The sequence below is a fragment of the Halobaculum sp. EA56 genome (assembly GCF_051195075.1).
GTDB lineage: Archaea > Halobacteriota > Halobacteria > Halobacteriales > Haloferacaceae > Halobaculum.
Map to the genome: position 1 here is coordinate 340,365 of NZ_JBNTJX010000002.1, position 25,049 is coordinate 365,413.

The following is a 25,049-nucleotide window of genomic DNA, read 5'->3' on the forward strand; positions in this document are numbered from 1 at the left end:
GGCACGGGCGAAACGATGTTGTCCCCGGACGCACAGGCGCCGGTAATGGCGATCCTGTTCGACCTCGACGACACCCTGTGTACGGACGACGGAGACCCGGCCGAGACGCTCGCGGCGGCGTTCGACCGCGCCGGCGTCGAGCGGTTCTGCGACGCCGAGACGTTCGTGTCGACGTGGACCGAGGTCGGCAACGTCGACAGCGACGTCGAGTTCTACCGCGAACAGCTCCGGATCGTCGCGGAGCGGATCGGCGGCGACGCCGCCGCGCCCGACCCCGACTCGCCCGCGCTGGACGCCGTGGCGCGCGCCTACGACGAGGCGCGCGACCACACGGCGGTGTCGTTCGTCCCCGGCGCCGAGGCGGCCCTGGAGGCGGCGGTCGCATCCGGGCGGCCCGTCGGGCTGGTCACGAACGGGAGCCGGGAGACGCAGACGACGAAGCTTGAGGCGCTCGGCATCCGCGACCGCTTCGACGCGTGCGTGTTCGGGGAGCCGGGACGTCCCGTGAAACCGGACCCGGAGCCGTTCGAGCGGGCGCTCGCGGCGCTGGACGCGGACCCGACTGACGCGATCAAGGTGGGGGACCGCCTCGCCGTCGACGTCGCCGGCGCGAACGCGCTGGGTATCGAGAGCGTCTGGCACCCGGCGACGGACGACGCGACGGTCGGGCCGGACGACCCGGCGCCCGACCACCGGATCGACTCGATGGCCGAGTTCGCGTCGCTGATCTGAGACCGAGTCGCGGCCGGAACGGGAACCCGAGGGACCGCCTCCCCCCTACAGTCCCGACGCGGAGAGAGCGTCCTCGGCGTCGGCATCGTCGTGGACCACGCCGGACACCGCCCGCGTCATCGCCTCGGGGTCGTCGTGCTGGAAGATGGTGCGGCCCATCGAGACGCCGGCGGCGCCGGCGTCCATCGCGCCGCGGACGTCGCGCAGCGTCTGGAGGTCGCCCGAGGGCGACCCGCCGGCGATGATCACCGGCAGGCGCGTCGACTCGCAGACGTGCTCGAAGCTGGCGGCGTCGCCGGAGTACGCCGTCTTCACCACGTCGGCGCCGCACTCCTCGGCCAGCCGGACCGCGTGGCCGAGGTACTCGGCGTCGTGTTCGGGGTCCTCGCCCTCCAGGTTGGCGCCGCGGGCGTACGCCATCGCGAGCACGGGGACGCCGTAGTCGCCGGCCTCCTCGCACAGCTCCGAGAGGAACGTCATCTGCCCTGGCTCGTAGTCGGAGCCGACGTTGATGTGCATCGAGACGGCGTCGGCGCCCGCGCGGATCGCGCCCTTCACCGTCCCGGTGGGCCGTTTGTCGTTGCTCTCGGGGCCGACGGAGGTGGAGGCGTTCAGGTGGACGACGTAGCCCGCGCCGTTGAGGTTGTCGTGGACGCGCGGGGCGATCCCCTTCTGGGTCAGCACCGCGTCGGCGCCGCCGCGGGTGACGGCGTCGATGGTGCCCTCGATGTCCTTGAGGCCCTTCACGGCGCCCAGTGTGATCCCGTGGTCCATGGGGACCATGAGGATCCGGTCGTCCGTGGAGATGCGATCCAGTCGTGCGGCGAGTCCGGCGTGTTCCATTGGTGTGGTATGGCGTGATCGGGGGTAAATGGCTTGCGAACGACTCACTCAAAAGAGCCTTCGGGTGCCGGCGTCCGTCGCCCGTACCCCTCCAGGGCTCCCTCCTTCAGCTCGCGCGCCTTCGATTCGAGGCGATCGGCCGTCGCCTCGGTCGTCTCCCCTCGCTCGTGCCCCTCCGCGACGATGTCGACGAGCGCGGAGCCGACGATGACGCCGTCGGCGCCCGCCTCGACCACCGTCGCCGCCTGCTCGCCCGAGGAGATGCCGAAGCCGACCGCCTTGGGCAGGTCGACGCCCTCCAGGCGCGCCAGCGACTCGGTCGTCCGGTCGGACACCGACGATGACGCCCCGGTGACGCCCAGCCGCGCCTGGACGTAGATGTAGCCCGAGGAGACGGCCACGAGCTTCTCCAGGCGGTCCTCGCCGGTCGTCGGCGCGACGATGGAGATCAGGTCGAGCCCGAACTCGTCGCACGCCTCCCGGAGCGGGCCGGCCTCCTCGGCCGGCAGGTCGGGGACGACGAACCCGGAGACGCCGACCTCGGCGGCCCGCTCGACGAACGGCCGGGGCCCCTGCTCGGCACCGAACTGGTAGATGAGGTTGTAGTACGTCATGCACACCAGCGGCACGTCCACGTCGAGGTCCGCGACGAACTCGAAGAAGCGCTCGGGCGTCATGCCGGCCTCCAGCGCGCGGACGACGGCGTTCTGGATGGTGGGCCCCTCGGCGATGGGCTCGGAGAACGGCAGCCCCAGCTCGATCACGTCCGCGCCGCCGCGTTCGAGCGCCTCGACGTACGCCAGCGACGACTCGTAGTCCGGGTCGCCGACCGCGAGGTACGGGACGAACGCGGGGCCGTCGGCGAACGCCTCGTCGATCCGGCTCATCACAGCCCCCCCTCGAACATCGACATGTCCGGCGCGTTCGGGATGTCCCGCTTCGTCGTCTCCTCGATGGCGGACTCCAGGTCCTTGTCGCCGCGCCCGGAGACGTTCACGACCGTCACCTCGCCCAACTCCCCGTTGTGCTCGTGGAGGTACGCGAGCGCGTGTGCCGATTCGAGCGCGGGGATGATCCCCTCCTCCTGGGAGAGCCGGTGGAACCCCTCGATCGCCGCGTCGTCGTCGACGTTGACCGGAGTGACGCGCCCCTCGTCGACGAGGTACGCGAGTTCCGGGCCGACGCCCGCGTAGTCCAGCCCCGAGGAGACGGAGTGGCTCTCGACGATCTGGCCGTCGTGGTCCTGCAGGAGCTTCGTGCGCGCGCCGTGGAGCACGCCCTCGCTCCCGGTCGACAGCGACGCGGAGTTGGGCGCGACGCCCTCCTCCTCGTCGACCGCGAGCGAGGAGCCGCCGGCCTCGACGGCGAACAGGTCGACGTCCCCGTCGTCGACGAAGTTGTGGAACGTCCCCATCGTGTTCGACCCGCCGCCGGCGCAGGCGACGACCGAGTCGGGGAGGCCGCCCGTCCGCTCGATGGTCTGCTCGCGCGCCTCCTCGGAGATGACCGCCTGGAAGTCACGAACCATCGACGGGAACGGGTGGGGACCCACCACCGAGCCGATGACGTAGTGGGTGTCCTCCACGTTCGTCGCCCAGTCGCGCATCGTCTCGGAGATGGCCTCCTTCAGCGTCCCGCGGCCCGTCGTCACCGGGGTGACCTCCGAGCCGTTGATCTTCATCCGGAAGACGTTCGGGCGCTGGCGGTTGATGTCGCGCTCGCCCATGTACACCTCGCAGGGCATGTCGAGGTGGGCCGCCGCCATCGCCGTCGCGGTGCCGTGCTGGCCGGCGCCGGTCTCGGCGATGATGCGCTCCTTCCCCATGTACTTCGCGAGCAGCACCTGCCCGAGCGCGTTGTTCAGCTTGTGGGCGCCGCCGTGGAGGAGGTCCTCCCGTTTCAGGTACACCTCGGTGTCGTAGCGCTCGGAGAGACGGTCGGCCCGCTGGAGCGGGGTTGGCCGCCCGCCGAAGTCGCGGATGCGGCGGCGGAACTCGTCCACGAAGCCGTCCTCGTTGTTCAGGACGTACCGCTCGTAGGCGTCGGTCAGCTCCTCGATCGCGGGCATCAGCGCCTCGGGCACGTACTGGCCGCCGTAGCGGCCGAACTTCCCGTCGCCCGCGACGACACGCTCGGCGTCGGCCGGCTCCCCGGCACCTGCGTCGCTTTTCATACCTCCTCCTCCGTCTCCGCGGCCGTAAAGCGACGGGTGTTGGCGGCGACGTCGCCGCCGGTGCCGGAGGCGTCCTCGTCCTCGGCGTCCATGATCGCGGAGCCGATGAGCAGCCCGTCGGCGCCGGCCTCGCGCATCCGCCGGGCGTCCGCGGGCGTCGCGATCCCCGATTCGGCGATCAGCGTCACCCGGTCGGGCGCCTCCGGGGCGATGGTCTCGAAGGTGGAGAGGTCGACCTCCAGGCGCGCGAGGTCTCGGTTGTTCACCCCGACGACCTCGGCGCCGGCCGAGAGCGCCGCCGCCAGTTCCTCGCGCGTGTGGACCTCGACGAGCGGCTGAAAGCCGCGGTCGCGGGCGGCCGTCACGAGGTCCGCGAGGTCGTCCCCGACGAAGCGCGCGATGAGGAGGACGAGGTCCGCCTCGACGGCGTCGAGCTGGTCCTCGCGGACGACGAAGTCCTTGCGCAGCACGGGCACGTCCACCGCCTCGCGGACCCGTCGCAGGTTCTCGACGGAGCCGCCGAAGTGTTCCGGCTCCGTGAGCACCGACAGCGCCGCGGCGCCGCCCGCGACCATCGCCTCCGCGAGGTCGACGGGGTCGTCGTCGCGGGCGCCGTCGGTCGTCGGGCTCGTCGGCTTCACCTCGGCGATCACCGGCACGCGCCCGTCGGCCTCGGCGGCCGCGAACGCCTCCGACAGCGGGCGCGCGTCGACCGAGACGCGCCCGTCGCCGCCGGGGCGCTCCGCGGCGGCGTCCAGAATGGACCGCACCGCCGGCGCGAGGTCCTCCGTTGGTGTGTTCATCTATGTACATCGATGGGCGCTTTCGCTCAAAAGGGTTGCGTCGGAGGGCGACATTGAAACGGCCGAGCGCCGTGGCTCCCGGTATGGACCGACGACCCGACGGCGGCCTCGGCGACACGGGCGTGTTCGCGCGGCGGTTCGACGCGCTCGGGCGGGCGGTGGAGGTGGGCACCGCCAGCGGGCGGGTCATCTCCGTCTCGTTCCCGGAGTCGCCGCCGGCCGACGCCGACGGCGACCACCCGCTGCTGGACAGGATCGGCGAGTACCTCGCAGGCGCCGAGGACGACTTCGCCGACGTGGAGGTGGCGATCACGGTGCCGACCGACCAGCGCGCCGTGCTCGACGCCGTGCGCAACGTCCCGTACGGCGAGTCGATCGACCTGGCGCGCGTGACGAAGATGACTGCCGGCCTCGATCACGAGGACGACGCCGACCTCGACACCGCCCGGACCGCGCTCCGGTCGAATCCCGTCCCGATCGTGATCCCCGACCACCGTATCAGCGGGGCACCCGGGGCGACGCCCGGTCCCGTGGCCGACCGGCTCCGGGATATCGAGGGCGTCCGCGACAGCTGAGCCGGCCGGGCGCGTCCGTCCGACTGCTACCCGTAGGCCCGCGCGAGGTAGTACGCGACCGCGATGCAGAACAGCGCCTCGCCGGCCGTCTCCAGCGCGCGGACCGCGAACTCGACGCCGGCTAGCTTCCCCGCCGCCGCGAGGAGGAACAGCCCCGCGTTCGAGAGCGCGCCGGCCCCGGTCGGGGACCCGTGCACCCACATCGTCCGCTGGGTCGCCAGCACTCCGACCGCCAGCATCCCGGCGCCGGCGGCCGCGCCCGCCGGCACCAGTCCGCGGACCCACCCGCCGGCGCCGCCGAGGGCGACCGCGGTGGCGACGAACACCGCCCCCACCCCCGAGGCGGCCGCGCCGCGATCCGACAGCTGCATATCGCCGTACGGGAGGGGGCGGAGGTAAGCGTGACGGTGCCGTCCGGCGATCGTCGGACGTGCGTCCGACGCGACGTGGTCGCGCCGTCTCCCGGTGAGTCCGTGCCCCGGCCGCCCCCGTCGCCCGGCGGACCCCGTCTCCCGACCGCCCCGGCCGCCCGGCACCCGCGTCAGCGGTCCGAGTAGTCGCGCTGTTCCACCTCGGCCTGCTCGTACCCCGCCTCCTGCCAGGCGGTGAATCCGCCGTCGATGTGGGCGACGTCCTCGAAACCCATGTCCCGCAGCGTCTTCGCCGCGAGCGCCGAACGGCCGCTCTCGTTGCAGTAACAGACGTACCGGCGGTGGGGGTCGAAATAGTCGCGGTAGTACTCCGTCTCGGGATCCGCCCAGAACTCCAGCATCCCCCGCGGCGCGTGGGTGTCGCCGGGGATCGCCCCCTCGATCCACCGCTCGCGCACGTCGCGCACGTCGAGGAAGAACGTGTCCGGGTCGCCCGCGTCGGCGTCGTCGTCACCGGCGTCGCCGCCGGCTTCCCGTCGCTCTCGGAGCCGTCGCCACTCCTCGTGGGCCTCCTCGACGCTCAGCACCTCGACGTGCTCCTCGGCCTCGTCGGCCATGTCCCAGGCGTGCTTGGTGACGGGTGGCATACCTAGGGGCGCGGGTGCCCGCGAGAAAGAACTACCGCCCGGCGCCGCCCCGCGCGCCGAGCGCGGCCGGGTCGAACTCGTGGACGACGAACGTGAGCGCGTTCACGAGGTAGTGCGCGACGGCGACGACGAGGAAGCTCCCGGTGAGCACGAACGCCCCGGCGAGCACGAACCCGAGCGCGCCCGTGGCGACGATCCCCGCCCGCCCCTGCGCGCCGTGGCCGAGCGCGAACGCGAGCGACGACCCCGCGGCGAGCAGCCACGGCCACGGGTCGACGCCGGCGACCGCCGCCGGCAGCCACGCCGGCGCGTCGAACCCGGCCGCGAACGCGCCGACGAGCACCGCGCGAAAGAGGAACTCCTCGAACAGCGCGACCGTCGGCAACACCGCCAGCAGCAGCACCGCCCACCCCGCGGGGGTCGCGGGCGCGAGCGCACCCCTGAGCGCCTCGTTCACCTCGATTCCGACCCGCTCGGCGACCCGGCCGGCCGCCTCGCTGGCGAGCCACAGCGCCGCTCCGAGGCCGGCGCCGAGCGCCAGGTCCGTCGCCGTCGCGAGGGGGACGAGCCCGAGCGCCGCCGCGGGGATCCCCGCCCACGCCGCCGCGGCGACGAGCATCGCGCCGAACAGCCCCTGCGAGAGCGCGACGTTCGCCAGCAGGGCGCCCGGAGACATCGCGCCCGTGCCCCCCGCCCTCGCCTCCGCCTCCGCGGCGGCGACGGGGCTGCGCTCGGGCGTCGAGAGGGTCGGGTCGGCGTCGCGGGCGGGGTGGTACGGGGAGGGGGCCGCGGGGCTCGCGTCCTCGGGACCCCGCACGGCCTCCTCGCCGTCGGCGCGAGCCCCCGGTCCCGCGGCGGGCGAGAACTGCGCGGCCGAGAGCCGCGCGAGACCGAGCAGCAGAAGGAGGACGACGCCCGTCAGCCCGGCGAACGCCGTCCAGCGCGTCACGGTCGCGGCGTTACTGCGGGCTCGGGCTGGTCGGGCCGCGGCCGGCGCCGGCGCCCTCGCCGGTCTTCTCCAGCGCGGAGCCGGTGATGCTCTTGAGCCGGTCGACGAGCGAGTCCTTCTCGGGCTCGCCCTCGAGGGCGATGTCGAGCACCTCCGAGATGTGCTCGACGGGGATGATCTCCACCATCTCCTTGTACTCGTCCTCGATCATCACGTCCTGCTCGTTGGCCTTCGGGATGATGACGCGGTCGCAGCCGGACTTGGCGGCGGCCTCGATCTTGTGGGTGACGCCCCCGACCGGGAGCACGTCGCCCCGGACCGACAGCGAGCCCGTCATCGCGAGGTTCTGGTCGACCCCCACGTTCTCAAGCGCCGAGATGACGGCGGTGGCGACCGTGATCGACGCCGAGTCGCCGTCGACGCCCTGCTGGCCCGTCTGGACGAACTGGATGTGGATGTCCTTCTCGGTGATGTCCTCGTCGGAGAACTTCTTGATGATCGCCGAGACGTTCTGGACGGCCTCCTCGGCCATCTCCTGGAGCTGGCCGGTGGCGATCACCTGGCCGGGCCCCTGCGAGGGCGTGACCTCGGCCATGACCGGGAGCATGATGCCCGAGTCCTGACCCATGACGGCCAGCCCGTTCACGCGGCCGACCTGGTAGCCCTCGGCGACCTGGAGCTCGTAGTCCTTGCGGCGCTCGATGTAGTCGTCGGCGAGCTGCTGCTCGATGGACCGGCTCCGTCCCTTCGCCTGGAGGACGTGGTCCCGGGTGACGCGGTCGGCGTCCTCGCCGCGGGCGATGTCGCCCGAGACGCGCACGAGCCCGCCGAGGTTCCGCAGTTCCAGCGTGAGGTGGCCCTTCCGGCCGGCGCGGCGCCGCGCCTCGAGGATGACCTCCTCGATGGCCTCGTCGTCGAACGGGGGCAGGCGGCCGTCCTTGGCGACCTCCTGAGCCACGAAGCGGGCGTACTTGCGGCGCATCTCGGGGGTGTCGTCGATGGTGTCGTCCATGTACACCTCGTACCCGTACCCCTTGATGCGCGAACGCAGCGCCGGGTGCATGTTCTCCATCGCGTCGAGGTTCCCCGCCGCGATCATGATGAAGTCCGTCGGCACCGGCTCCGTCTGGACCATCGCGCCCGAGGAGCGCTCGGACTGGCCGGTGATCGAGAACTCGCCCTCCTGGATCGCGGTCATCAGCTTCTGCTGGGACCGGATGTCGAGGGTGTTGATCTCGTCGACGAACAGCACGCCCTTGTTCGCCTTGTGGATGGCGCCGGCCTCGACGCGGTCGTGGCTCGGCGTCTCCATCCCCCCGGACTGGAACGGGTCGTGGCGCACGTCGCCCAGCAGCGCGCCGGCGTGGGCCCCGGTGGCGTCCTCGAAGGGGGCGGACTTCTCGTCGGCGTTGTTGACCAGCAGGTTCGGGATCATCGAGTCGCTCCCGCGGGAGCCGTAGCGGAACGCGAGGTAGATGATGCCCGCCGCGAGGATGCCCAGCAACACGTTGCTCACGACGAGCAGCGAGTAGCCGAGGACGACGGCGATGATGATCCACATGAGGAAGCTGCGCATCTGGTTGCGCTTTCTCGCCTCCTCCTTGTGGGCCTCGACGATCTGCTCGCCCTTGCCCGCCGGCACCGTCCGCACCTTGGGGTTGTTGCCGTCGTCGGGGTTGTGGTAGACGAGCACGTCCTGGAGCTCCTCCTTCGGGAGGAGTTCGGACATCGCCTTCGCCAGCATCGACTTGCCCGTCCCGGGCGAGCCGATCATCATCACGTGCCGCCGCTGTTTCGCCGCCTTCATCACCACGTCCCGGGCGTGCTCCTGCCCGATGACCTGGTCCACGAGGCGGTCGGGAACCTCGATGTCGTCGGTCGAGTCGATCTTGAGGCCGCCGAGGAGGTGGTCCTCCGCGATCTCCTCGTCGATCTCGGCGTCGATCTCGACGTCGCTGCCGAGGTCGTCGATGTCGGCGTCCTGGTCGGAGGGCTCGTTCGAGGCGCCCACCGACCGCCCGCCGGCCGGGTCGCCGCCCGCGCCGTTCGAGTCGGGGTCGCCGACGGGGCCGTCCTCGGGCTCCCGGACGTCGCCGCCGTCCCGACTGTCGTTTCGGTCGTTGCTCATAGAATCGTCGCTACCGTATCGGAGGGGACCTCAATTCATATACTTTCTCCCCCCTGGCGGGCCGATCGCCCGAGCGAAACCGCACGCGAGAGCCCCTCGAACCCACGTTTCCGCCGCCACCGGGGACTCGCCGGGCTTATAAACCCGCCGCGAGATACGTTCGCGTATGCGGGGGTTCTACATCGGGAGGTTCCAGCCCTACCACAACGGCCACCACCACATGGTCGAGGAGATCGCCGGCGAGGTGGACGAGCTCGTCCTCGGCATCGGGTCGGCGGGCGACTCCCACACCCGGCGCAACCCGTTCACCGCCGGCGAGCGCGTCATGATGGTGACGAAGGCGCTCGCGGAGCTCGACGTGACCACTTACGTGGTCCCCATCGAGGACCTCGAACGCAACTCCGTGTGGGTGAGCCACGTCCAGTCGATGTCGCCGCAGTTCGAGGTCGCCTACTCCAACAACCCGCTGGTCGTCCGCCTGTTCGAGGAGGCCGGCGTCGAGGTGCGCTCCTCGCCGATGTTCCGGCGGGAGGTGCTGGAGGGGAGCGAGCTCCGAGAGCGGATGATCCGCGGCGACGGCTGGACGGACCTCGTCCCCGACGAGGTCGCCGAGACGATCGAGGAGATCGACGGCGTCGACCGCATCCGGCAGGTGGCCTCCTCGGACGCCAACGGCGCCGACCCCGCCGCCGGAACCGACCGCGACGCCGCCCCCGACCCGGAGTGACCCCATGCTGACGCTCGCATCCGACTTCGGCAGCCCGTACCCCGCCGCGATGAAGGGGGTGCTCCGCTCGCACGGCGTCGCCGACCTGGTCGACGTCTCCCACGACCTCCCGCGGGGGGACCCCCGCGCGGCCGCGTTCTGGCTCCGCTTCCTCCTCCCGGAGTTCCCGCCGGGCGTCCACCTCGTCGTCGTCGACCCCGGCGTCGGCACCGACCGCGCCGCCGTCTGCGTCCGCGCCGGCGACCACGCGCTCGTGGGCCCCGACAACGGCTGTCTGCTCCCCCCGGCCCGCGCGCTCGCGGCCGGGTCCGCCGACGGCGGCGAGGACGCAACGGCCCCCGAGGACGCGATCGAGGTGTTCGAGGTCGAGGCGGAGGACCCCCGATCCAGCACCTTCCACGGCCGCGACGTGTTCGCGCCGGCGGCCGCCCGCGTCCACGAGGCCGGCGTCGACGCCGTCGGGTCGCTCGACGGCTTCTCGCGGACCGACGAGTACGACGACTACGCGCTGCCCGAGGCCTGGGTGGAGGCGGAGACGGCCGCCGGCGAGGTACTCGTCGTCGACGACTTCGGCAACGCGATCACGAACGTCCCCGGCTCGTTCCTCGACGGCCGCGTCGGCGAGGAGGTCGCCGTCGAGACCGCCGCCGGCCTCCGGACGGTCCCCGTCGTCGACACCTTCGCGGACGTGGACAAACACGACCCGCTGGTCACCGTCGGGAGCCACGGCTTCGTCGAGTGCGACGCGAACCAGGGGCGCGGCGACGAGGAGTTCGACCTCGCGCCGGGGCGGGCGGTGACGCTCTCGTTCGAGGAGGAGGTCGCGGCGACCGTGCCGACGGGCTGAGGACCGCCGTTACCTCCGTTCGGCCGCCACCCGTCCGAGCAGGTCCTCGGTGGTCAAGAGGAGGTTGTAGCTCACGGTGAGGGCGACGCCCGCGGCGAACAGCGCGAGCGCCCCCGGGAACCGACCCCGGGCGACGACCACCGCCGCGTGGACCGACAGCACCGTGCCGGTCGTGGCGAGCACGTGGACCGTCGAGACGACCGCGAGCGACCGGTCCTCTGTTTCGGTCTCGCTCAGCAGGCCCCCGAACGCGACCGCCGCCAGGAGCGCGAACCCCGCGACCGCGCCGCCGACGAACGCGCTCGCGCCGACGACGCCGGGGACGCCGACGTCGTGGACGACGACCGCGCCGCTCCCCCACGTCGCCAGCGAGAAGCCGTACGCCTCCGACTCGGCGGCGAGGTTGCGCGCGAGCCGCGAGCGCGGGCCGGCGGCGGTCACCGTCCGGTCCACGGGGCGCTCGTTCCCGGGCGACCGCGCCCCGTCGTCGACCCTGTCGACCCCCGTTGCCGCGGCCGTGCGGCGCCGCGGGGACTCACTGTTCCTCGGGGACGACGGCCGCCTCCGCCCTGTCGACCCCCTCGACGATGCTCTCGCGTTCGAAGTAGAGCGTCTCCAGCGTCACGACGACCGCCGCGACGCCGAGGACGGCCCAGAACGTCGACCGCTCGGCACGCCAGAGGTGCACCTCGAGCAGGACGGCGAACAGGGCACAGCCGACGGCGCCGAGGGCCGGCGGGATCGGGTTGATCGACTCGTGGTCGCGCTCGCGGAACGCGAGCGCGCTCATCGCCCCGAAGACGCCCATGAACGCGAGCGAGCCGAAGGAGGTGATCGCGTCGAGGCTCCCGTAGGCCGTGAACACGGCGGCGATCCCGCCGAGCAGAAGCACGGTCCGCTCGGGCGCGCCGTCGGCCTCGACCCGTCCCGTCTCGTCGGGGAGGAGGCCGTCGTCGATCATGCCCTTCGCGAAGTGGGCCGCCGAGAACAGCGTCCCGTTGATCGCGCTCCCGGTGGAGAACAGCGCCGCGATCGAGACGATCACGAAGCCGATCGACCCGATGATCGGCTCCACCGCGTTCGCCAGGGCGCGCTCCGGGTGTGCCTTGATCACTTCGGGGGCCGCGAGGCTCGTGACCACGATCGCGATCAGGCCGTCGATGAGGATCGTGACGACGATCGACGAGTAGATCGCCCTCGGGAGGTTCTCCTCGGGGTTCTTGATGCTCTCCTGGTCGTACATGAGCAGTTGCCACCCCTGAAAGGAGACGAACGAGACCGCCGTCGCCATCACGATCGGGGTCACCTGACGGATCTTCGCGAGCCCCAGCTCGATGGAGTTCTGGTTCAGACCGTACCAGACGCCGAGCAGCCCGAACGCGAGCAGGACGATCACCTTCACGACGACGAGCACCTCCTCGGAGGTGCCCGTCGCCCGCGCGCCGAGCACGTTCAGGCCGACGAAGACGCCGACCGCGAGGACCGAGTACGCCGGCCGCAACAGGGCGTCGCCCAGCGGGACGGCCGACTTCAGGCCCGCCGGCGAGAGCGCGACCGCGAAGCTCCCGAACGCGTACGCGTACATCGCGATGGCGCCCACGTAGCCGAACAGGAGCGTCCACCCGACCATCCCCGCCGGCGTGGCGTCGTCGAGGTACTCCTCCAACTGTGCGACCGAGCCGCCGCGGTTCTCCCCCATCGCGTTCAGCTTCAGATACGAGTACGCCGCGCACATCGAGACGAGACACGCGAGCGTGAACGCCAGCCACGAGGCCGCGCCCGCGATGGTCGCGACGACGCCGAGGACGGCGAAGACGCCCCCGCCGATCATGCCGCCCACGGCGATCGACACCGCGCCGAACAGCCCCAGCCGTCCGTCCTCGGAGTCGGCCGTCTCTCCCATGGCGGGGTAACCCGCGGAATCACACTAAAACGATCCGGCCGAGGCGTGAGGAAAAGGGGCCACACGGGCCGTGCCGCCCCCCGATCGCTCCCGGCGAACGGCGGCGGAGAGACGGCCTCAGTTCGCCGCGATCACGTCGTCGATGCGGAGGATCATCGTGGCCGCCTCGGTGGCGGACTCCAGCGCCTCCCGCTTGACGGCCGCGGGGTCGACCACGTCGAAGTCGGTCGGGTCCGCGATCTCGACGGCGCCGCCGTCGATCACGATGCCGGCGACGCCGTCGCGCTCGTGGCGCGCGCGCAGGTCGACCAGCGCGTCGATCGGGTCGAGGCCGGCGTTCTCCGCGAGGGTGCGCGGGACCGCGTCGATCGCGTCGGCGAACGCCTCGACCGCCAGGGCCTTCCGGCCGGTGACGGCGTTCGCGCCCGCGCGGAGGCGGTCGGCGACCGCGACCTCGACGGCGCCGGCGCCGGGGACGACCTCGCCGTCCTCGTGGGCCGTGACGACCACGCCGAGGGCGTCGTCGACGGCGCGCTCGGTCTCGTCGACCACGTGGTCGGTCGAGCCGCGGACGAACAGCGTCACGGTCCGGGAGTCGTCGTTCCCCTCGAGGAACGTCACGTCGTCGCCGCCGTGCTTCTCGACGCGGACGGACCCCGCGGTCCCGAGGTCGTCGGCCTCGACGCCGTCGAGGGTGCCGAGGCGGCGCGCGCCGGTCGCGCGGGCGATCGCCCGGGCCTCGCTCGTCTTCACGTTCGAGAACGCGAGGATCCCCGCGTCCGCGAGGTAGCCGGCGACGGGGTCGGAGACCTTCTTCGAGCAGACCACCACGTCGACGCCGGCCTCCGAGAGCGTCTCGGCGATGGCGCGCCGCTCGGCGTCCTCCGCCGAGAGGGCGGCGTCGAGCTGGTCGACGGAGGTGATCGTGTACTCGGTGTCGATCTCGCCCGAGCGGACGTCGAGCTTCGCGTCCAGCACCGCGACGGTGGCGTCCTCGACGGTCCGGGGCATGTTGTCGTTCGCCGGCTCCTCCTCCATCACGACGCCGCGTACGAGCTCCGTCGACGCCGCGGACGCGCCCGTCCGGGTGAACACCCGGATGTCGTCGCGGTCGACGCGGCGGTCCTCGTCGGCCACCTGGAGGACGGCGTCGACGACGATCTCGGCGAGCCGCTCGGTCGCCAGGTCGCCGGTGCCCTTGCCGGTCATCGCCGAGGCCGCGACCGTCAGGAGGGCGTCGCGGTCCGCCTCGCCCCCGACGAGCATCCCGTCGACGGCGTCGAGCGCGAGCCGGAGCGCCTCGTGGTACCCCTCGACCACCGCCGTCGCGTGGACGTCGTCGTCGAGGAGGTCCTCGGCGCGCCCGAGGAGTTCGCCCGCCAGCACCGCGGCGGTCGTGGTGCCGTCGCCCACCTCGGCCTCCTGGGACTCGGCGACTTCCACGAGCATCTGCGCGGCGGGGTGCTCGATGTCCATCTCCCCGAGGATCGTCGCGCCGTCGTTGGTGACGACCACGTCGCCCGAGGAGTCGACGAGCATCTTGTCCATGCCCCGCGGCCCGAGCGTCGTCCGGACCGCGTTCGCGACCGCGCGGCCCGCGGCGACGTTCGACCGTCGCGCGTCGAGGCCGCTGGTCCGCTGGGTCGACTCCCCGAGGATGTAGAGGGGCTGCTGCATGTAGCTCATGGAATGATCAACGAGTAGAATGGTTGCGATTCTATATGAAGTTTTCGAGAAAGACGACGCAAAAACTGGAAGACTGCGGCGTGATAGCGCGGATCACCCTCCCGTCCGGGTCCCCGCCGAACCGGGACCGGGGAACGTCCCGCGTCCGGCGTGGTGAGAGACTGCAACACTCAAGTCCGGGGAGTCGCTCGGGGAGGGTAGATGCTCGAACTGGAGCACGGGTTCCGCGCCGTGGACGTCCACGCCCGGCTCGACCCGGACGACGGGGCGGTGGTCGCCTCGCGCGGCCGGGAGATCTCCCCGGAGCGGCTCCAGCGCGAGATGCACCAGGCGGGCGTCGTCCAGTCGGCGGTGTCCCCCGGCCCCAGGCCCGCCGGCGAGGGGTACCTCCGCGCGAACAACGCCGTCGCACGGCTCTCGGTCGACCGGCCGTTCCGGGCGATGGCGCGGCTCAACGGGCCGCGCGACCCCGGCGACTCGCCGGTCGCGCGCCTGCGCAACCTCGCGGCCGCGCCGGCGGACCACCACACGGACCCGGGCGACGTGGAGCAGTACGCCTACGACAGCCGGCTCCACGGCTTCGTCCTCGATCCCCTCCACGACGGCCTCCCGACGGAGGCGACCCTCGAACAGGTCGCCGCCTCGGGCGAACCGGTGCTCGTCCACGCCGGCCGGGGGTTCCCGCCCCGGGCGGTCGCCGAGGCGGTGCTGGAGTACGACTTCCCGGTGATCCTCTCGTCGTTCGGCGGCTACCCCCTCGACCGGGACCTGATGGACGAGGCGCTGGCGCTGCTCGACTCCCACGACGACCTCTACCTCGACACCGCGTTCGTCCGCTTCCGCGACGTGCTCGAACGCGGCCTGCTCGAACACCCGGACCGGGTGCTGTTCGGCTCGGGCGCCCCGGACACCCACCCGGACGTGGGGGTGATGGAGGTGCTGACGCTCGACGTCCCGGAGGACCTGATGGAGCGGGCGCTCTCGAAGAACGCCGCCCGCGTAATCGAGGGGCTGGCGCCCGGCGCGGACGCGTAGCCGGCGGCGACCGTCGCCGCTCGCCCGGGCCGTGACCGGTCACGCCGGCAGCAGCCCGCTCGCGCGACCAGAACCGATCACTCCGTGCGGCGGTCGTACCGCGCCACCGCCCGGTCCGCCCGCGCGGAGACGCCGTTCGGGTTCCGCGTCGACGACCGGTCCTTCGCACGGGCGATCAGGCCGTCGGACGCGCCGGCCGCGATGCCCGCGGCCACGTCGCGGCCGTTGCCCACCCACCCGGTCGGGGTCGCGTCGCCGCCGAGCACGTCCCGGAACGTGCCGGCGGCGTCGCCGCAGGCGTGCCGGAGCGTCCGCCGGACGACCGTGGGCCGCACCCCGTAGTTCTTCACCAGGCGGTACGCCAGCGCCCGGTACTTCCACCCGAGGTCGCGCGTCTCGATCCCCCCGTCGGTGGCCTCCGACCGGCGGCGGGCCGCCATCTCGGGGCGCCACTCGACCTGCACGTCCATGCCGGCGAGGCGGTGGGCCGCGTCGCGGGCGCCGCCGGTCCGGAGGTACTCGTCGAAGCCGTCGAGGTCCGCCAGCACGTCCCGGTCGAAGACGACGTTCCGGCCGTTGAAGTACGACACCTCGCGGTCGGCGATCCGCCGCCGCTCGGGGCCCTCGCTGGTCGCGCCCCCCTTCACCGTCCGCCTGAGGGGCCCGGTGACCACCTCGGCGCCCTCCCCGACCGCCGCGGCGACGGTGTCGCGCCACCCGGACTCGACCCGGTGGTCGTAGCCGAGGAAGGCGACGGCGTCGCCGTCGGCGACCTCCAGGCCGGCGTTGCGGGCGACGTTGACGTTGCGCGCGGCGATCTCGACGAGGACGTCTACGTCGTCGCGCTCGCGCACCATCCCGGTCGTGCCGTCGGCGGAGGGACCGTTGACGACGATCACCTCCGCGTCGGGGGCGACGTCCGCCAGCGCGTCGAGGCTGGCGGCCAGCCTGTCCCGGCCGTTCAGGGTCGGGACCACCACCGAGAGTTCCATATCCGACCGTAGCGGGTCGAGGACTTAAAAGGGGGGTTTCGATCCGGCGCCGCTCGAACGGGACGCGCGGCGGGGTCGGCGGCGTCCGGCGTCAGCGGTTCAGGTAGTAGACCTGCTTGCGGGCGTCCTTGAACGAGTAGCGCGAGCCGACGAGGCCCTGCTCCTCCAGGCGGTTGAGCGCGTAGCGCACGGTGCGGTCGGGCAGCAGCGACTCCTCGGCGAGCTGCCCCTGCGAGAGCGGCGCGTCGCCCTCGAGGACCTTGGCGACGAGCTTCGCGCTCGGCGGCAGGTCGCTGAGGAGGTCGCGGTATTCGGTGTCGCTGAGCGCGTCTGCGGCGTCCGGGTCCGCGGTACTGGTGCTCATGTTACCGCGAAGTCCGAGGGTGGTGGTAAAGGTTGCCTCAATACAAGTCCAACTCGTGTATATCCCTTATACGCATTATATCACGTCCGCTGTCACGCGATCCGGCTCCCCGAGCGACGCGCGATCCCCCCGCGGTCGGGCGGACCGCGGGTCCGGTCGGACGGGCGCCCCGGTCCTGTCAGCCCGGTATCGTGTCCGACCGTGCCGCCGGATCGACCGCGACGCGAACGCCCAAGTGCGTCCCGTCCGAGTTCGCCGCCGTGATACCCGAGTCACACGCCGACGTCTTCGAGTCGGAGTCGTTCGCGCACCTCTCGACGGTCATGCCCGACGGCACGCCCCAGGTGACGCCGGTGTGGGTCGACCACGACGAGCGCGAGTACGTCCTCGTCAACACCGCCCGCGGCCGGCGCAAGGAACGGAACATCCGCCGGAACCCGAACGTCGCGGTCTCCGTGCTCGACCCCGAGGACCCGTACCGGTACGTCTCCGTGCGTGGCGAGGCGGAGCTGACGGAGGAGGGTGCCGACGAGCACATCGACGAACTCGCGCGGCGGTACATGGACGTCGACGAGTACCCCCACCACGGCGAGGAGTCCGGCGCGCGCGTGATCGTACGCATCTCGGCCGATCATGTCGTCACCAGCGGGTGAGCGAGCCGGACGGGCACCCCGTCGGGCGGAGCGGTGCGGCGATGCCCGACCCCGCTCCCGACGCACGCCCGTCCGTCGCCGGACCGCCGGCGGACGGGACACCCTCCGCGGGGAGACGGCGGGACGGAACCGCGGGCTATCAGTATCGTTTTACGGTTCGGCCGTGGACCCCGAGGTAGTGTGAAGGGCCAGGAGTGGTACCAGGCCGACTCGGTCGCCGAGGAGTACGACGCCAAGCGGTTCTCGAAGGGAGGAAGGCTCATCGACCGCCGCGAGAAGCGCGCCGTGCTCGAGGCGCTCGCGCCCGTCGAGGACGAGCGCGTGCTCGAGATCGCCTGCGGCACCGGCCGGTTCACGGTCATGCTCGCCGAGCGCGGCGCCGACATCGTCGGCCTCGACATCTCCGACGCCATGCTCGCCCAGGGACGCGAGAAGGCCCGCCGGGCCGGCCTGGAGTCGACCGTCGAGTTCATGCGCGGCGACGCCGCCCGCCTGCCGTTCCCCGACGACCACTTCGACGCCGTGTTCGCGATGCGCTTCTTCCACCTCGCGGACACCCCCGCCAAGTTCCTCGCGGAGATGGCCCGGGTTTCGAAGGACGTGGTCTTCTTCGACACGTTCCGCGGCTCCTCGCTGCGCGTCCTCTACAACTGGGCGCTCCCGATGGGCTCGCGGCTGTACTCCCGCGAGGAGGTCGAGCGCCTCATCGACGGCGCCGGCCTCAGCCTCCGCAGCGACGACCACGACTTCGTGTTCCCCTACGGCTTCTACCGGGAGGTGCCCAACAGCGTCGCCGACCCGTTCTGGTCGCTCGACCAAGGGATCGGCTCCTCGTCGCTGGGCGAGAAGCTCTCGTCGGTCTCGTACTGGACCGCCGAGGTCTGACGACGGGCCGGCCGCACCCTACAGCTCCTCGTCGATGACCTCGCCGACGGCGAAGTTGGACTTCACCTCGGTTATCTCGATCTTGACCCGCTCGCCGACCTCGGTGTCGGGAACGATGATCACGTACCCCCGCTCGACGCGGGCGATCCCGTCGCCCTGCTTCCCGAGGTCCTCGATCTCGACGTAGCGGACCTCGCCGCGCTCGACCGGCGGCTGCGGGCCGTCGGTCGTCGGCCGCCCGCCGTCGTCGTCGGCGCCGGTCGCCGACGCCTCCGAGCGGTCGATGAGCGCGACGCGGTAGACGTCGCCGGCCTCGACGGCGCCGGTGGCGACCTCGCGCTTCGGGATCTCGATGGTGTACCTGCCGTCGTCCTCGCGGACTTCGGCGCTGAACAGACAGAGGAGTTCGTCGGAGATTTCCACGGATACAGACCTCCACCGGCACCTTCGTCCGACGTGACATATACCTACCGCCGCGCGCGGCGGAGCCGGGGTCGGAACCGTCCCGTCTCCGTTACGTTTCGTCGAGGGGTGTCCCGTCCGGGCGCTTGGCGCCCTCGGAGTCGTGGACGACCGCCTCGCCGGGGTCGAGGTCGTGCGGCTCGTAGGCGTCGCGCACGCCGATCGCCTCCTCCAACTCGCGGACGGCGCGTTCCTTTAGCGCCGCCGCGAGCGATTCGGCGTCGGCGCGGTCGATGTCGCGGCCGAGCCCCTCGCACTCGTGGGCCCGGAGCGTCGGCCCGGCGTCGTCGGGGTTCAGGTCGGCCGAGGTCGCGCCGTCGGGTCCGGCGTCGGCGGATCCCGCGCCGTCGCCGTCCTCCGCTTCCCGTTCGGCTCCCAGCGCGACGCTGTCGACGGTCTCGCCCATTGGCTGGCTCGTCCCGCCGAGGCCGACCGAGAACGGGTACGTCTCGCAGATGAGCGGCCGGTCGTCGTGGACGGTGCAGGCACCGAGTCCCGACTCGTCGGCTTCGCCGGCTTCGCCGGCTCCGGGAGGCGTCTCCGACGCCTCCCTGTAGAAGACGCAGTCGCCGCAGGCGTCCGTCTGCAACGCCCACTCGAACGTCTCGCCCTCGGCCCCGTCGTCGCCGGCGGTCAGCCCGTACGGCATCGGCCGGGCCACGTCCCGCCAGTCGCGTTCGGCGGGCGCGTCGTCGCCGCCTCCCGCGCCGTCGGCACCGTCGGTTTCCCCGCCGTCCGCCCCCCGAAGCCGTCGGACCTCGTCGGGGAACACCGTCGCCGTGTGGGGGTCGTCGGCCTCGCTCTTGCAGCAGGCGCCACAGCGGGTGCACTCGAAGCCGACGGTCTCGATGGCGTCGGCGAGTTCGCCGACGTCGAGGTCGCGGGCGCGCGCCAGTTCGGCTTCGAGCGACTGCACGGACGGGTGTCGGGGCCTCGCGAACTAAACGCCGTCGGGTCGACCGGTGGCACACCGACCCGTCCACACCGCTACGGAGTGCTCGGGATCGACCGTGAGAAAACTTAGCGACGTTTAAGTACGTTCGCCGGGGTGACACGTGTATGTCGGCCGCATCCGATCGGTCACCCGACGACGTGCGTACACCCGACCCCCGCTTCTCGCCCCCCTCCGGCCTCCGAGCGGCGGTGGTTCGCCACGACGGCGAGCCGGACCGGTGTACGCTCTACCCGGAGGACGCCGACGACGCGGCGCTCGTGACGACGTGGCTCTCGGTCGACGCCGACTGCCTCGTCGCGCTCGAGGACGCCCGCTGACGGCGACGCCCCGCTCGCCAACCGCCCGCGGTCCCTCCCGGTTTTATCCGGTCGCGATCCCGACGGAGCCCGCCGTCGGTTCCCACCGTATTCGCCGCTCCCGCGCCAGCTTCTCCAGGTGCGCGACGACCGTCGCGCGCGCCAGGTCGCGCACCCCCGCGATGTCCTTCTCGTAGGCCGCGTCGAGCACCTCCTCTGGCGTGCTCGCGCCCGCCTCGACCGCCGCCAGCACGCGGCGTTCCCGGTCCAGCCGGTGGCGGATCAGCCGGGCGCAGGTCGCCCGGGCGTCGTCGATCTGTGGGCCGTGTCCGGGGAACAGCGCCGGGGGGTTCCGCGCGTGCAGGCGCCGGAGCGTCGTGAGGTACGCGCGCATGTCGCCCTCCGGTGCGGCGACGACGACGCTCCCCTCGGCGACGGCGACGTCGCCGCAGACGACGCCGTTCCCGGTCCCGAAGCCGACGCCGTCCGGGGCGTGACCGGGGAGGTCGAGGACGGTCGCCGGGCCGACGCGGTCGCCCGGGAGGAAGGTCCGGTCCGGCTCGACGCCCGTCGCCGCGGCGAAGCGGTCCCCGTATCCCCGTCTGGCCCACACGGTCGCGCCGGTCTCGGCGGCGTAGCCGGCGACGGCGCCGACGTGGTCGGGGTGGGTGTGCGTGACGGCGACGTGGTCCGCGACCTTCTCGCGGACGACGGTGTCGAGCGTGTCGGTCCGGGCGGCCGGGTCGACCAGCAGGGTCTCCCCCGTGCCGATGACGTACGCGTTCGTCTGCCCCGTCGGCGCGCGCGTCTCGACGGGGACCGAGAAGCGGTCGACGTGCGTGTCGCCCGTCGGCGCGGGGCCGCCGTCCGTGCGCGCGGCCTCGCGGTCGTTCCCGCCCGGCATCAGTCCGCGCTCCGCGGCGCCGGCGCGCCGGGGTACTCCGCGTCCGCGTCGACGCCGGGAACGCCCGCGTCCGCGAAGCGCGTCAGGTCGGCGTCGGCGCCCGCGACCTCGGCCGCCTCGGCGGCGCTGGCGTACGGCCGGTTCACGACCAGGTCGCCGGCGGTCCCCGTCCCGATCCCCGGGATCGCGGTCAGTTCGTTCATCGAGGCGCCGTTGAGGTCGAGCGGGTACGGCACGCCCGTCACCGAGCGGTAGCCCCAGTCGACGACGGCGACGTCGATCGTCCGTCCCAACTCGCGCTCGCCGGGGATCCCGACGAGGATGGGATAGGTGCCGAGCTGCCGGCCGAAGGTGGTGCCGTCCTCGTGGTACTCCAGGTACACGTCCGGGAGGACGGTTCCGGGGGGCATCACCCGCTCCAGCATCGGTCGGTCGACCGTCTCGCGCACCTCGCGCTTGTACCGCTTGAACTCCTTCTTGTGCTCGCGGGCGAGGCGCGCGCCGGTCTCTGCCATCTCGGTCCCCTCGAAGGCCATCACCTGCCGGATGTTCACGCGGCGGAGCATGAGCCCCTCGTCCATCACCGCGTCGAGGAAGTCCCTGTTGTGCTCGAACGTCTCGGCCGTCTCGCCCTCCAGCCCGTGAACGAGGTTGATGCCGGGGAGCAGTTTGGGGAGCCGGCGCGGCGCGGAGTCGCCGTAGCTCGGCGCGTCCTCCGGCCCCTCGCCGGGGCGCCAGCCCGCGGCCTCGTTGACCACGCGGACGGCCTCCAGGCACTCCTCGGCGCTCACGAGGAGGTTGTTCTCCTCGCGCACCTCGGGGTCGGCGGACTCGAGGCCGAAGGCGGCGGTGTCGCCGGGGGTGTTGTGCCGGGCGATCACCTCGATGGCCTCCCGCGACGCCTCCGGGTAGTCGGTGATCGTCACGGGGTTCATGTTGTCGAGGTGTAGCGTGCGGAGGTCCGGGGCCACCTCGCGGATGCCGCCGTACAGCTGCCGGAGCGCGTCCGGGTTCGGTGCCTCGCCGTCGCCGCCGAACGCGAGGATGTCGGCCTGCCTGCCGAGCCGGAAGTGTCGGACGCCGTGGTCCGACAGCGCGTCCACCTCCGACACCACGTCCGGCGCGGTTCGGAAGTCGGGGTCGCCGTACAGCGGCTCCGTGCAGAAGGAGCACCGGTAGGCACACCCCCGGGAGGTCTCCAGTTCCGCGATGAGGTACTCGGGGTGGTTGGGGTGCTGCTCGACGACGAACGCGCCCATGCTCGACCAGCGCGACACCTCGTCGTAGTCGCGGATGCGGTTGCCGAACCCCTCAAGCCCGCTGTCGACGATATCGAAGGCGGCCGCCTCCACGTCGCCCATGGCGACGAAGTCGTAGTCGAGGTCGTCGCGCTCCATCTCCTGGGCGCCCGCGTTCTCGTCGCCGACGCCGAAGCGGACCGGCCCCCCGAGGAGGGTGACGCCGTCGGCGGTCCACGCGAGCTCGCGCACCTCGTCGGGCTCGGCGGGCGTGCCGCCGACGTACTTGCCGGGGACGGTCATCCCGCCCACGTAGATCATGAGGTCGGCGTCGGCGACGTCGCCGCGCTTGCGCGGGTCGTCGCGCAGCTCGTCGATGGTGTGGTAGGTGACGTTCGACTCCGGGACGCCGGCGTCGACGAGCGCGCCCGCGGTGAAGCGGGGGTACGTCGAGACGTACGGGGGCACCCCGAAGTGCGCCGGCTCGTCCACGTAGCCGTCGACGATCGTGACCGAGAGGTCGGCCGGGTCCGGCGCGGTCATGCCCGTGGATGGACGGTCGAACGGCTAAAACCGTGCGGTCCGGGGGCGCGGCGCCACCCGGGCCCGTGCCGCCCCGCACCGGCCGGACCCGGCGCGGTCCGGCCCCTCCGGGGCGACCCGTGGCAGTCCCCCCTCGGTCGCCGTTCGGTTCCCCTCGCGAGCGCGTGCCCGCCGTCTCACCATCCGCCGCGGCGACGCGGGCCCTCGGCGTCGGCGTCGAGGCCGCCGACCCCCCCCTCGACCCCGCCGACGAGCGCGGCCTCCTCGTACGTCAGGCCGTCCCCGTCGGCCATCGTGTCGATCAGGTCGTCGACGGTCCGCGGCGGATCCGCCACCGTCTCCTCGGACACCGAGCGCTCGACCCGGTCGGCCTCCCGTCGGGCGCGCTTCTCCCGCTCGTGCTCCCGCCGTCTCGTGCGCATCTGTGACACACCCACATACCACACTGTCGGGCGGCCGCTAAAGTGTTGTGTCGCCCGCGACGGATCCCCCGCGGTCGGGTCGGAGCGGTCCCGACGGCGGAGATCGGTATCAGGCGTAGATCCGGGCCTCCAGCCGTTCGGGCTCCCCGTACTCGGCGTCGAGCGCGTCGGGGTAGTTCCGCGCGGCCGCGACCGCCGCCGCGACGGCGTCGAGGGCGTCGTCGGTCGCGACCGCGCAGTCGCGGGCCGCGTCGTCGCCGAACCGGACGCCGGCGTCGCGGAGCGCGGCGACGTTCCGCCGGCGCGCCTCCACGTGGCGGCGCTGGTCCCCCTTGTACCCCGTCCGGTCGGCGCCCGGGAGCCGGTCGAACACCGACGCCGGGTACGTCTCCAGCACGGTGAGGCCGGGCTCGGACGCGGGGAGCACCGGCGGGACGGCGACGCCTTCGTGGCCGACCAGTCGCCGCAGGAGGACGGAGATGCCGTAGTACGTCTGCGTCTTGATCCGGAAGCCGGCGGGAGCCTGTCCGCCGTGCTCGTCGTCGGTCGCCCGTCGCCGGGGCCGCCCGTCGGTCTCCGCGGCGGCCTCGACGGCGTCGTACAGCCCCCGCGGGCCGTCCACGTCGCCGAGGACGCCCCACCGGTCGGGCGTCCCCTCCACGAACGCCCGCCAGTCGTCGTCCCCGAGTACCCACGCCGGGAGGCCGAACGGGAAGTCCAGCCCCGCGACCGCGGGGCCCTCAACGGCCCCGAGGCGGTCGGCCAGCGCCGGGAGCACGTCGCCGCGGGCGGTCGAGTCCAGGCCGAGGAACTCCGAGGCGGACGAGAGGTCGTCGACGACGAGCGCGTCGCCGTCGGCGACGCATCGGGCCACCCACGTCGAGGCGCCCGCGCTCCGCTCGGCCGCGCTGAAGTCGACGCCGTACACCGCCGTCGGGGTCGGATCCGGGTCCACGGGTCCGCATCGGGCGCGAGCGACAAGTCTCCGGCGGCGTCCGACGCCGGCCGCGACGGGGGCGGACGGCCAGCGGCCGACCGACGGACCGACGGCCGCGACGGACCGCCGGGGTCGCGCGGTCGCGGAGTCGGCAAGCCCCGCTCCGCCCCACGCCGTTTATGCCGCGTGCGGTCCAAGCCGTGGGTATGCCCGCGACGAAGGAGATCAAGTGCACCAGCGCCGACTGCGAGTTGGACATGTTCGAGAACCACTACACCTACGACATCGCCGACGACCACACGGTCGCGGACCTGTCGTGTCCGCTGTGCGGCGGGACCGACTGCCTCGAAGAGATCGAGCTCTGATATGAGCGACCGAGACCCGGTGCCCGGCGGCGCCGAGCGCCTCAAGGACGTCGGCGAGTCCGCGGTGAACACGGTGCTCGACCGCGTCGGCCGGGGCGTCGCGAAGGTGCAGGAGCGGTCGCCGCTGGCGTACGACCTGCTGGAGTCCGAGGACGCCTACCTCGTCGTCTTCGACGCGCCCGGCGCCGAACGCAGCGACGTGCAGGTGCGGTTCAACGAGGGGGCCGTCGAGGTCCGGATCGACCGCTTCCGCGACTTCCGGGACGGCTTCGAGATGCGCTTCCCCGGCCGCGGCCTCGCGCTCGACGGGCGCGCCGAACTCCCGCCCGGCGCGGCCGTCGCCCCGGAGGACGCCACCTCGACGCTCGCGGGGAACGGGACGCTCCGGGTCCGGATCCCCAAGCGTGAGGACGGCACCGTCGCCGTCTCCGACGAGGAGCCGACCGGGGACGACGAGGCGGACGAGGAGGACGAGCCGGTCCGCCTGGAGATGGACGACGAGGAGGGTGACGGCGACGGCCACGGCGAAGCCGACACGGACGACGCCGACGCCGCGGAGGAGGCCGAGGGAACGGAGCCGGACGTCGACGCGACCGACGACGACGAGACGTAAC

29 protein-coding genes are annotated in these 25,049 nt (G+C 72.6%); 10 read left to right on the top strand and 19 right to left on the bottom strand.

Going from position 1 to position 25,049, the window contains the following annotated elements; translation table 11 throughout:
- Positions 1-45 precede the first annotated feature (45 nt).
- Complete coding sequence (locus ACQUQ1_RS04885; RefSeq protein WP_435063144.1) at positions 46-732, top strand: HAD family hydrolase; 687 nt, start codon at positions 46-48, stop codon at positions 730-732.
- 45 nt (positions 733-777) lie between these two features.
- On the opposite strand, the gene ACQUQ1_RS04890 is transcribed toward ACQUQ1_RS04885, so the two are convergent.
- Genes ACQUQ1_RS04890 through trpC form a run of 4 tightly spaced genes read right to left on the bottom strand, consistent with a single transcriptional unit; the run spans position 778 to position 4,551 of the window.
- Positions 778-1,575 carry a 2-amino-3,7-dideoxy-D-threo-hept-6-ulosonate synthase gene (locus tag ACQUQ1_RS04890; protein WP_073306905.1) on the bottom strand — a complete coding sequence of 266 codons (798 nt, stop codon included), beginning with the start codon at positions 1,573-1,575 and terminating at the stop codon, positions 778-780.
- Between the two features lie 44 nt (positions 1,576-1,619).
- Positions 1,620-2,462: a tryptophan synthase subunit alpha gene (trpA, locus tag ACQUQ1_RS04895; protein WP_435063145.1), complete on the bottom strand. Its 843-nt coding sequence runs from the start codon at positions 2,460-2,462 to the stop codon at positions 1,620-1,622.
- Positions 2,462-3,748 (bottom strand): tryptophan synthase subunit beta, encoded by a 1,287-nt coding sequence (gene trpB, locus ACQUQ1_RS04900; RefSeq protein WP_435063146.1) that lies wholly within the window; start codon positions 3,746-3,748, stop codon positions 2,462-2,464. The genes trpA and trpB overlap by 1 nt, the downstream gene beginning before the upstream one ends.
- Positions 3,745-4,551 (bottom strand): indole-3-glycerol phosphate synthase, encoded by an 807-nt coding sequence (gene trpC / locus ACQUQ1_RS04905; protein WP_435063147.1) that lies wholly within the window; start codon positions 4,549-4,551, stop codon positions 3,745-3,747. Before trpC ends, trpB begins: the two co-directional genes overlap by 4 nt.
- A gap of 83 nt (positions 4,552-4,634) precedes the next feature.
- Between trpC and ACQUQ1_RS04910 the strand changes: the two genes are divergently transcribed.
- Entirely contained in the window at positions 4,635-5,126 is a 492-nt protein-coding gene (locus ACQUQ1_RS04910) for a methylated-DNA--[protein]-cysteine S-methyltransferase (RefSeq protein WP_435063148.1), read from the top strand.
- A gap of 26 nt (positions 5,127-5,152) precedes the next feature.
- Here ACQUQ1_RS04910 and ACQUQ1_RS04915 read toward each other — a convergent pair whose 3' ends face one another.
- The 4 genes from ACQUQ1_RS04915 to lonB form a co-directional block, all read right to left on the bottom strand.
- On the bottom strand, positions 5,153-5,497 hold the full coding sequence (locus tag ACQUQ1_RS04915; RefSeq protein WP_435063149.1) for a hypothetical protein: 345 nt from the start codon (positions 5,495-5,497) through the stop codon (positions 5,153-5,155).
- 170 nt (positions 5,498-5,667) lie between these two features.
- Positions 5,668-6,144: a rhodanese-like domain-containing protein gene (locus tag ACQUQ1_RS04920; RefSeq protein WP_435063150.1), complete on the bottom strand. Its 477-nt coding sequence runs from the start codon at positions 6,142-6,144 to the stop codon at positions 5,668-5,670.
- Positions 6,145-6,175: 31 nt separating this feature from the next.
- Positions 6,176-7,093, bottom strand: coding sequence for a CPBP family intramembrane glutamic endopeptidase (locus ACQUQ1_RS04925; protein WP_435063151.1), 918 nt, complete (start codon positions 7,091-7,093; stop codon positions 6,176-6,178).
- Positions 7,094-7,103: 10 nt separating this feature from the next.
- The gene (gene lonB, locus ACQUQ1_RS04930) at positions 7,104-9,221 is read right to left on the bottom strand and encodes an ATP-dependent protease LonB (protein WP_435063152.1); all 2,118 of its coding nucleotides are present in this window, start codon (positions 9,219-9,221) and stop codon (positions 7,104-7,106) included.
- 166 nt (positions 9,222-9,387) lie between these two features.
- Here lonB and ACQUQ1_RS04935 point away from each other — a divergent pair, with 166 nt between their 5' ends.
- Both ACQUQ1_RS04935 and ACQUQ1_RS04940 read left to right on the top strand, forming a co-directional pair.
- On the top strand, positions 9,388-9,948 hold the full coding sequence (locus tag ACQUQ1_RS04935; protein WP_435063153.1) for a nicotinamide-nucleotide adenylyltransferase: 561 nt from the start codon (positions 9,388-9,390) through the stop codon (positions 9,946-9,948).
- Positions 9,949-9,952: 4 nt separating this feature from the next.
- On the top strand, positions 9,953-10,795 hold the full coding sequence (locus ACQUQ1_RS04940; RefSeq protein ID WP_435063154.1) for an SAM hydrolase/SAM-dependent halogenase family protein: 843 nt from the start codon (positions 9,953-9,955) through the stop codon (positions 10,793-10,795).
- Positions 10,796-10,804: 9 nt separating this feature from the next.
- Here the strand turns inward: ACQUQ1_RS04940 and ACQUQ1_RS04945 are convergent, their stop codons facing one another.
- The 3 genes from ACQUQ1_RS04945 to thsA all read right to left on the bottom strand — a co-directional run bounded on the left by ACQUQ1_RS04945 (position 10,805) and on the right by thsA (position 14,375).
- Positions 10,805-11,248 (bottom strand): hypothetical protein, encoded by a 444-nt coding sequence (locus ACQUQ1_RS04945; protein WP_435063155.1) that lies wholly within the window; start codon positions 11,246-11,248, stop codon positions 10,805-10,807.
- An 82-nt stretch (positions 11,249-11,330) separates the two neighbouring features.
- On the bottom strand, positions 11,331-12,698 hold the full coding sequence (locus ACQUQ1_RS04950) for an APC family permease (protein WP_435063156.1): 1,368 nt from the start codon (positions 12,696-12,698) through the stop codon (positions 11,331-11,333).
- 117 nt (positions 12,699-12,815) lie between these two features.
- Entirely contained in the window at positions 12,816-14,375 is a 1,560-nt protein-coding gene (gene thsA, locus ACQUQ1_RS04955; RefSeq protein WP_435063157.1) for a thermosome subunit alpha, read from the bottom strand.
- A 210-nt stretch (positions 14,376-14,585) separates the two neighbouring features.
- Between thsA and ACQUQ1_RS04960 the strand changes: the two genes are divergently transcribed.
- A complete protein-coding gene (locus ACQUQ1_RS04960) occupies positions 14,586-15,419 on the top strand; it encodes an amidohydrolase family protein (protein WP_435063158.1) in 834 nt (277 codons plus the stop codon).
- Positions 15,420-15,496: 77 nt separating this feature from the next.
- Here ACQUQ1_RS04960 and ACQUQ1_RS04965 read toward each other — a convergent pair whose 3' ends face one another.
- Both ACQUQ1_RS04965 and ACQUQ1_RS04970 read right to left on the bottom strand, forming a co-directional pair.
- Positions 15,497-16,411, bottom strand: coding sequence for a glycosyltransferase family 2 protein (locus tag ACQUQ1_RS04965; RefSeq protein ID WP_435063159.1), 915 nt, complete (start codon positions 16,409-16,411; stop codon positions 15,497-15,499).
- A gap of 91 nt (positions 16,412-16,502) precedes the next feature.
- Positions 16,503-16,775: a MarR family transcriptional regulator gene (locus ACQUQ1_RS04970; protein ID WP_435063160.1), complete on the bottom strand. Its 273-nt coding sequence runs from the start codon at positions 16,773-16,775 to the stop codon at positions 16,503-16,505.
- Positions 16,776-17,035: 260 nt separating this feature from the next.
- On the opposite strand from ACQUQ1_RS04970, the gene ACQUQ1_RS04975 reads away from it, so the two are divergent.
- Positions 17,036-17,428 (top strand): PPOX class F420-dependent oxidoreductase, encoded by a 393-nt coding sequence (locus ACQUQ1_RS04975; RefSeq protein ID WP_435063161.1) that lies wholly within the window; start codon positions 17,036-17,038, stop codon positions 17,426-17,428.
- Positions 17,429-17,608: 180 nt separating this feature from the next.
- Positions 17,609-18,313, top strand: a complete 705-nt coding sequence (locus tag ACQUQ1_RS04980) for a class I SAM-dependent methyltransferase (protein ID WP_435063162.1) — start codon at positions 17,609-17,611, stop codon at positions 18,311-18,313.
- An 18-nt stretch (positions 18,314-18,331) separates the two neighbouring features.
- Here the strand turns inward: ACQUQ1_RS04980 and ACQUQ1_RS04985 are convergent, their stop codons facing one another.
- Both ACQUQ1_RS04985 and ACQUQ1_RS04990 read right to left on the bottom strand, forming a co-directional pair.
- Positions 18,332-18,736, bottom strand: coding sequence for a TRAM domain-containing protein (locus ACQUQ1_RS04985; protein ID WP_435063163.1), 405 nt, complete (start codon positions 18,734-18,736; stop codon positions 18,332-18,334).
- 91 nt (positions 18,737-18,827) lie between these two features.
- Positions 18,828-19,691 (bottom strand): YkgJ family cysteine cluster protein, encoded by an 864-nt coding sequence (locus ACQUQ1_RS04990; RefSeq protein ID WP_435063164.1) that lies wholly within the window; start codon positions 19,689-19,691, stop codon positions 18,828-18,830.
- 143 nt (positions 19,692-19,834) lie between these two features.
- Here ACQUQ1_RS04990 and ACQUQ1_RS04995 point away from each other — a divergent pair, with 143 nt between their 5' ends.
- A complete protein-coding gene (locus ACQUQ1_RS04995) occupies positions 19,835-20,047 on the top strand; it encodes a DUF7511 domain-containing protein (RefSeq protein WP_435063165.1) in 213 nt (70 codons plus the stop codon).
- Between the two features lie 43 nt (positions 20,048-20,090).
- On the opposite strand, the gene ACQUQ1_RS05000 is transcribed toward ACQUQ1_RS04995, so the two are convergent.
- From ACQUQ1_RS05000 to ACQUQ1_RS05015, 4 genes are all read right to left on the bottom strand, one after another.
- Positions 20,091-20,930, bottom strand: a complete 840-nt coding sequence (locus tag ACQUQ1_RS05000; RefSeq protein WP_435063166.1) for an MBL fold metallo-hydrolase — start codon at positions 20,928-20,930, stop codon at positions 20,091-20,093.
- Positions 20,930-22,711, bottom strand: a complete 1,782-nt coding sequence (locus tag ACQUQ1_RS05005; protein WP_435063167.1) for a radical SAM protein — start codon at positions 22,709-22,711, stop codon at positions 20,930-20,932. The genes ACQUQ1_RS05000 and ACQUQ1_RS05005 overlap by 1 nt, the downstream gene beginning before the upstream one ends.
- Before the next feature lie 176 nt (positions 22,712-22,887).
- A complete protein-coding gene (locus tag ACQUQ1_RS05010) occupies positions 22,888-23,133 on the bottom strand; it encodes a hypothetical protein (protein ID WP_435063168.1) in 246 nt (81 codons plus the stop codon).
- A gap of 109 nt (positions 23,134-23,242) precedes the next feature.
- Positions 23,243-24,088, bottom strand: coding sequence for a DUF429 domain-containing protein (locus ACQUQ1_RS05015; RefSeq protein WP_435063169.1), 846 nt, complete (start codon positions 24,086-24,088; stop codon positions 23,243-23,245).
- Positions 24,089-24,276: 188 nt separating this feature from the next.
- Here ACQUQ1_RS05015 and ACQUQ1_RS05020 point away from each other — a divergent pair, with 188 nt between their 5' ends.
- A complete protein-coding gene (locus tag ACQUQ1_RS05020; RefSeq protein ID WP_187347791.1) occupies positions 24,277-24,435 on the top strand; it encodes a DUF7559 family protein in 159 nt (52 codons plus the stop codon).
- A 1-nt stretch (position 24,436) separates the two neighbouring features.
- Positions 24,437-25,048: an Hsp20/alpha crystallin family protein gene (locus ACQUQ1_RS05025; RefSeq protein WP_435063170.1), complete on the top strand. Its 612-nt coding sequence runs from the start codon at positions 24,437-24,439 to the stop codon at positions 25,046-25,048.
- Position 25,049 lies beyond the last annotated feature (1 nt).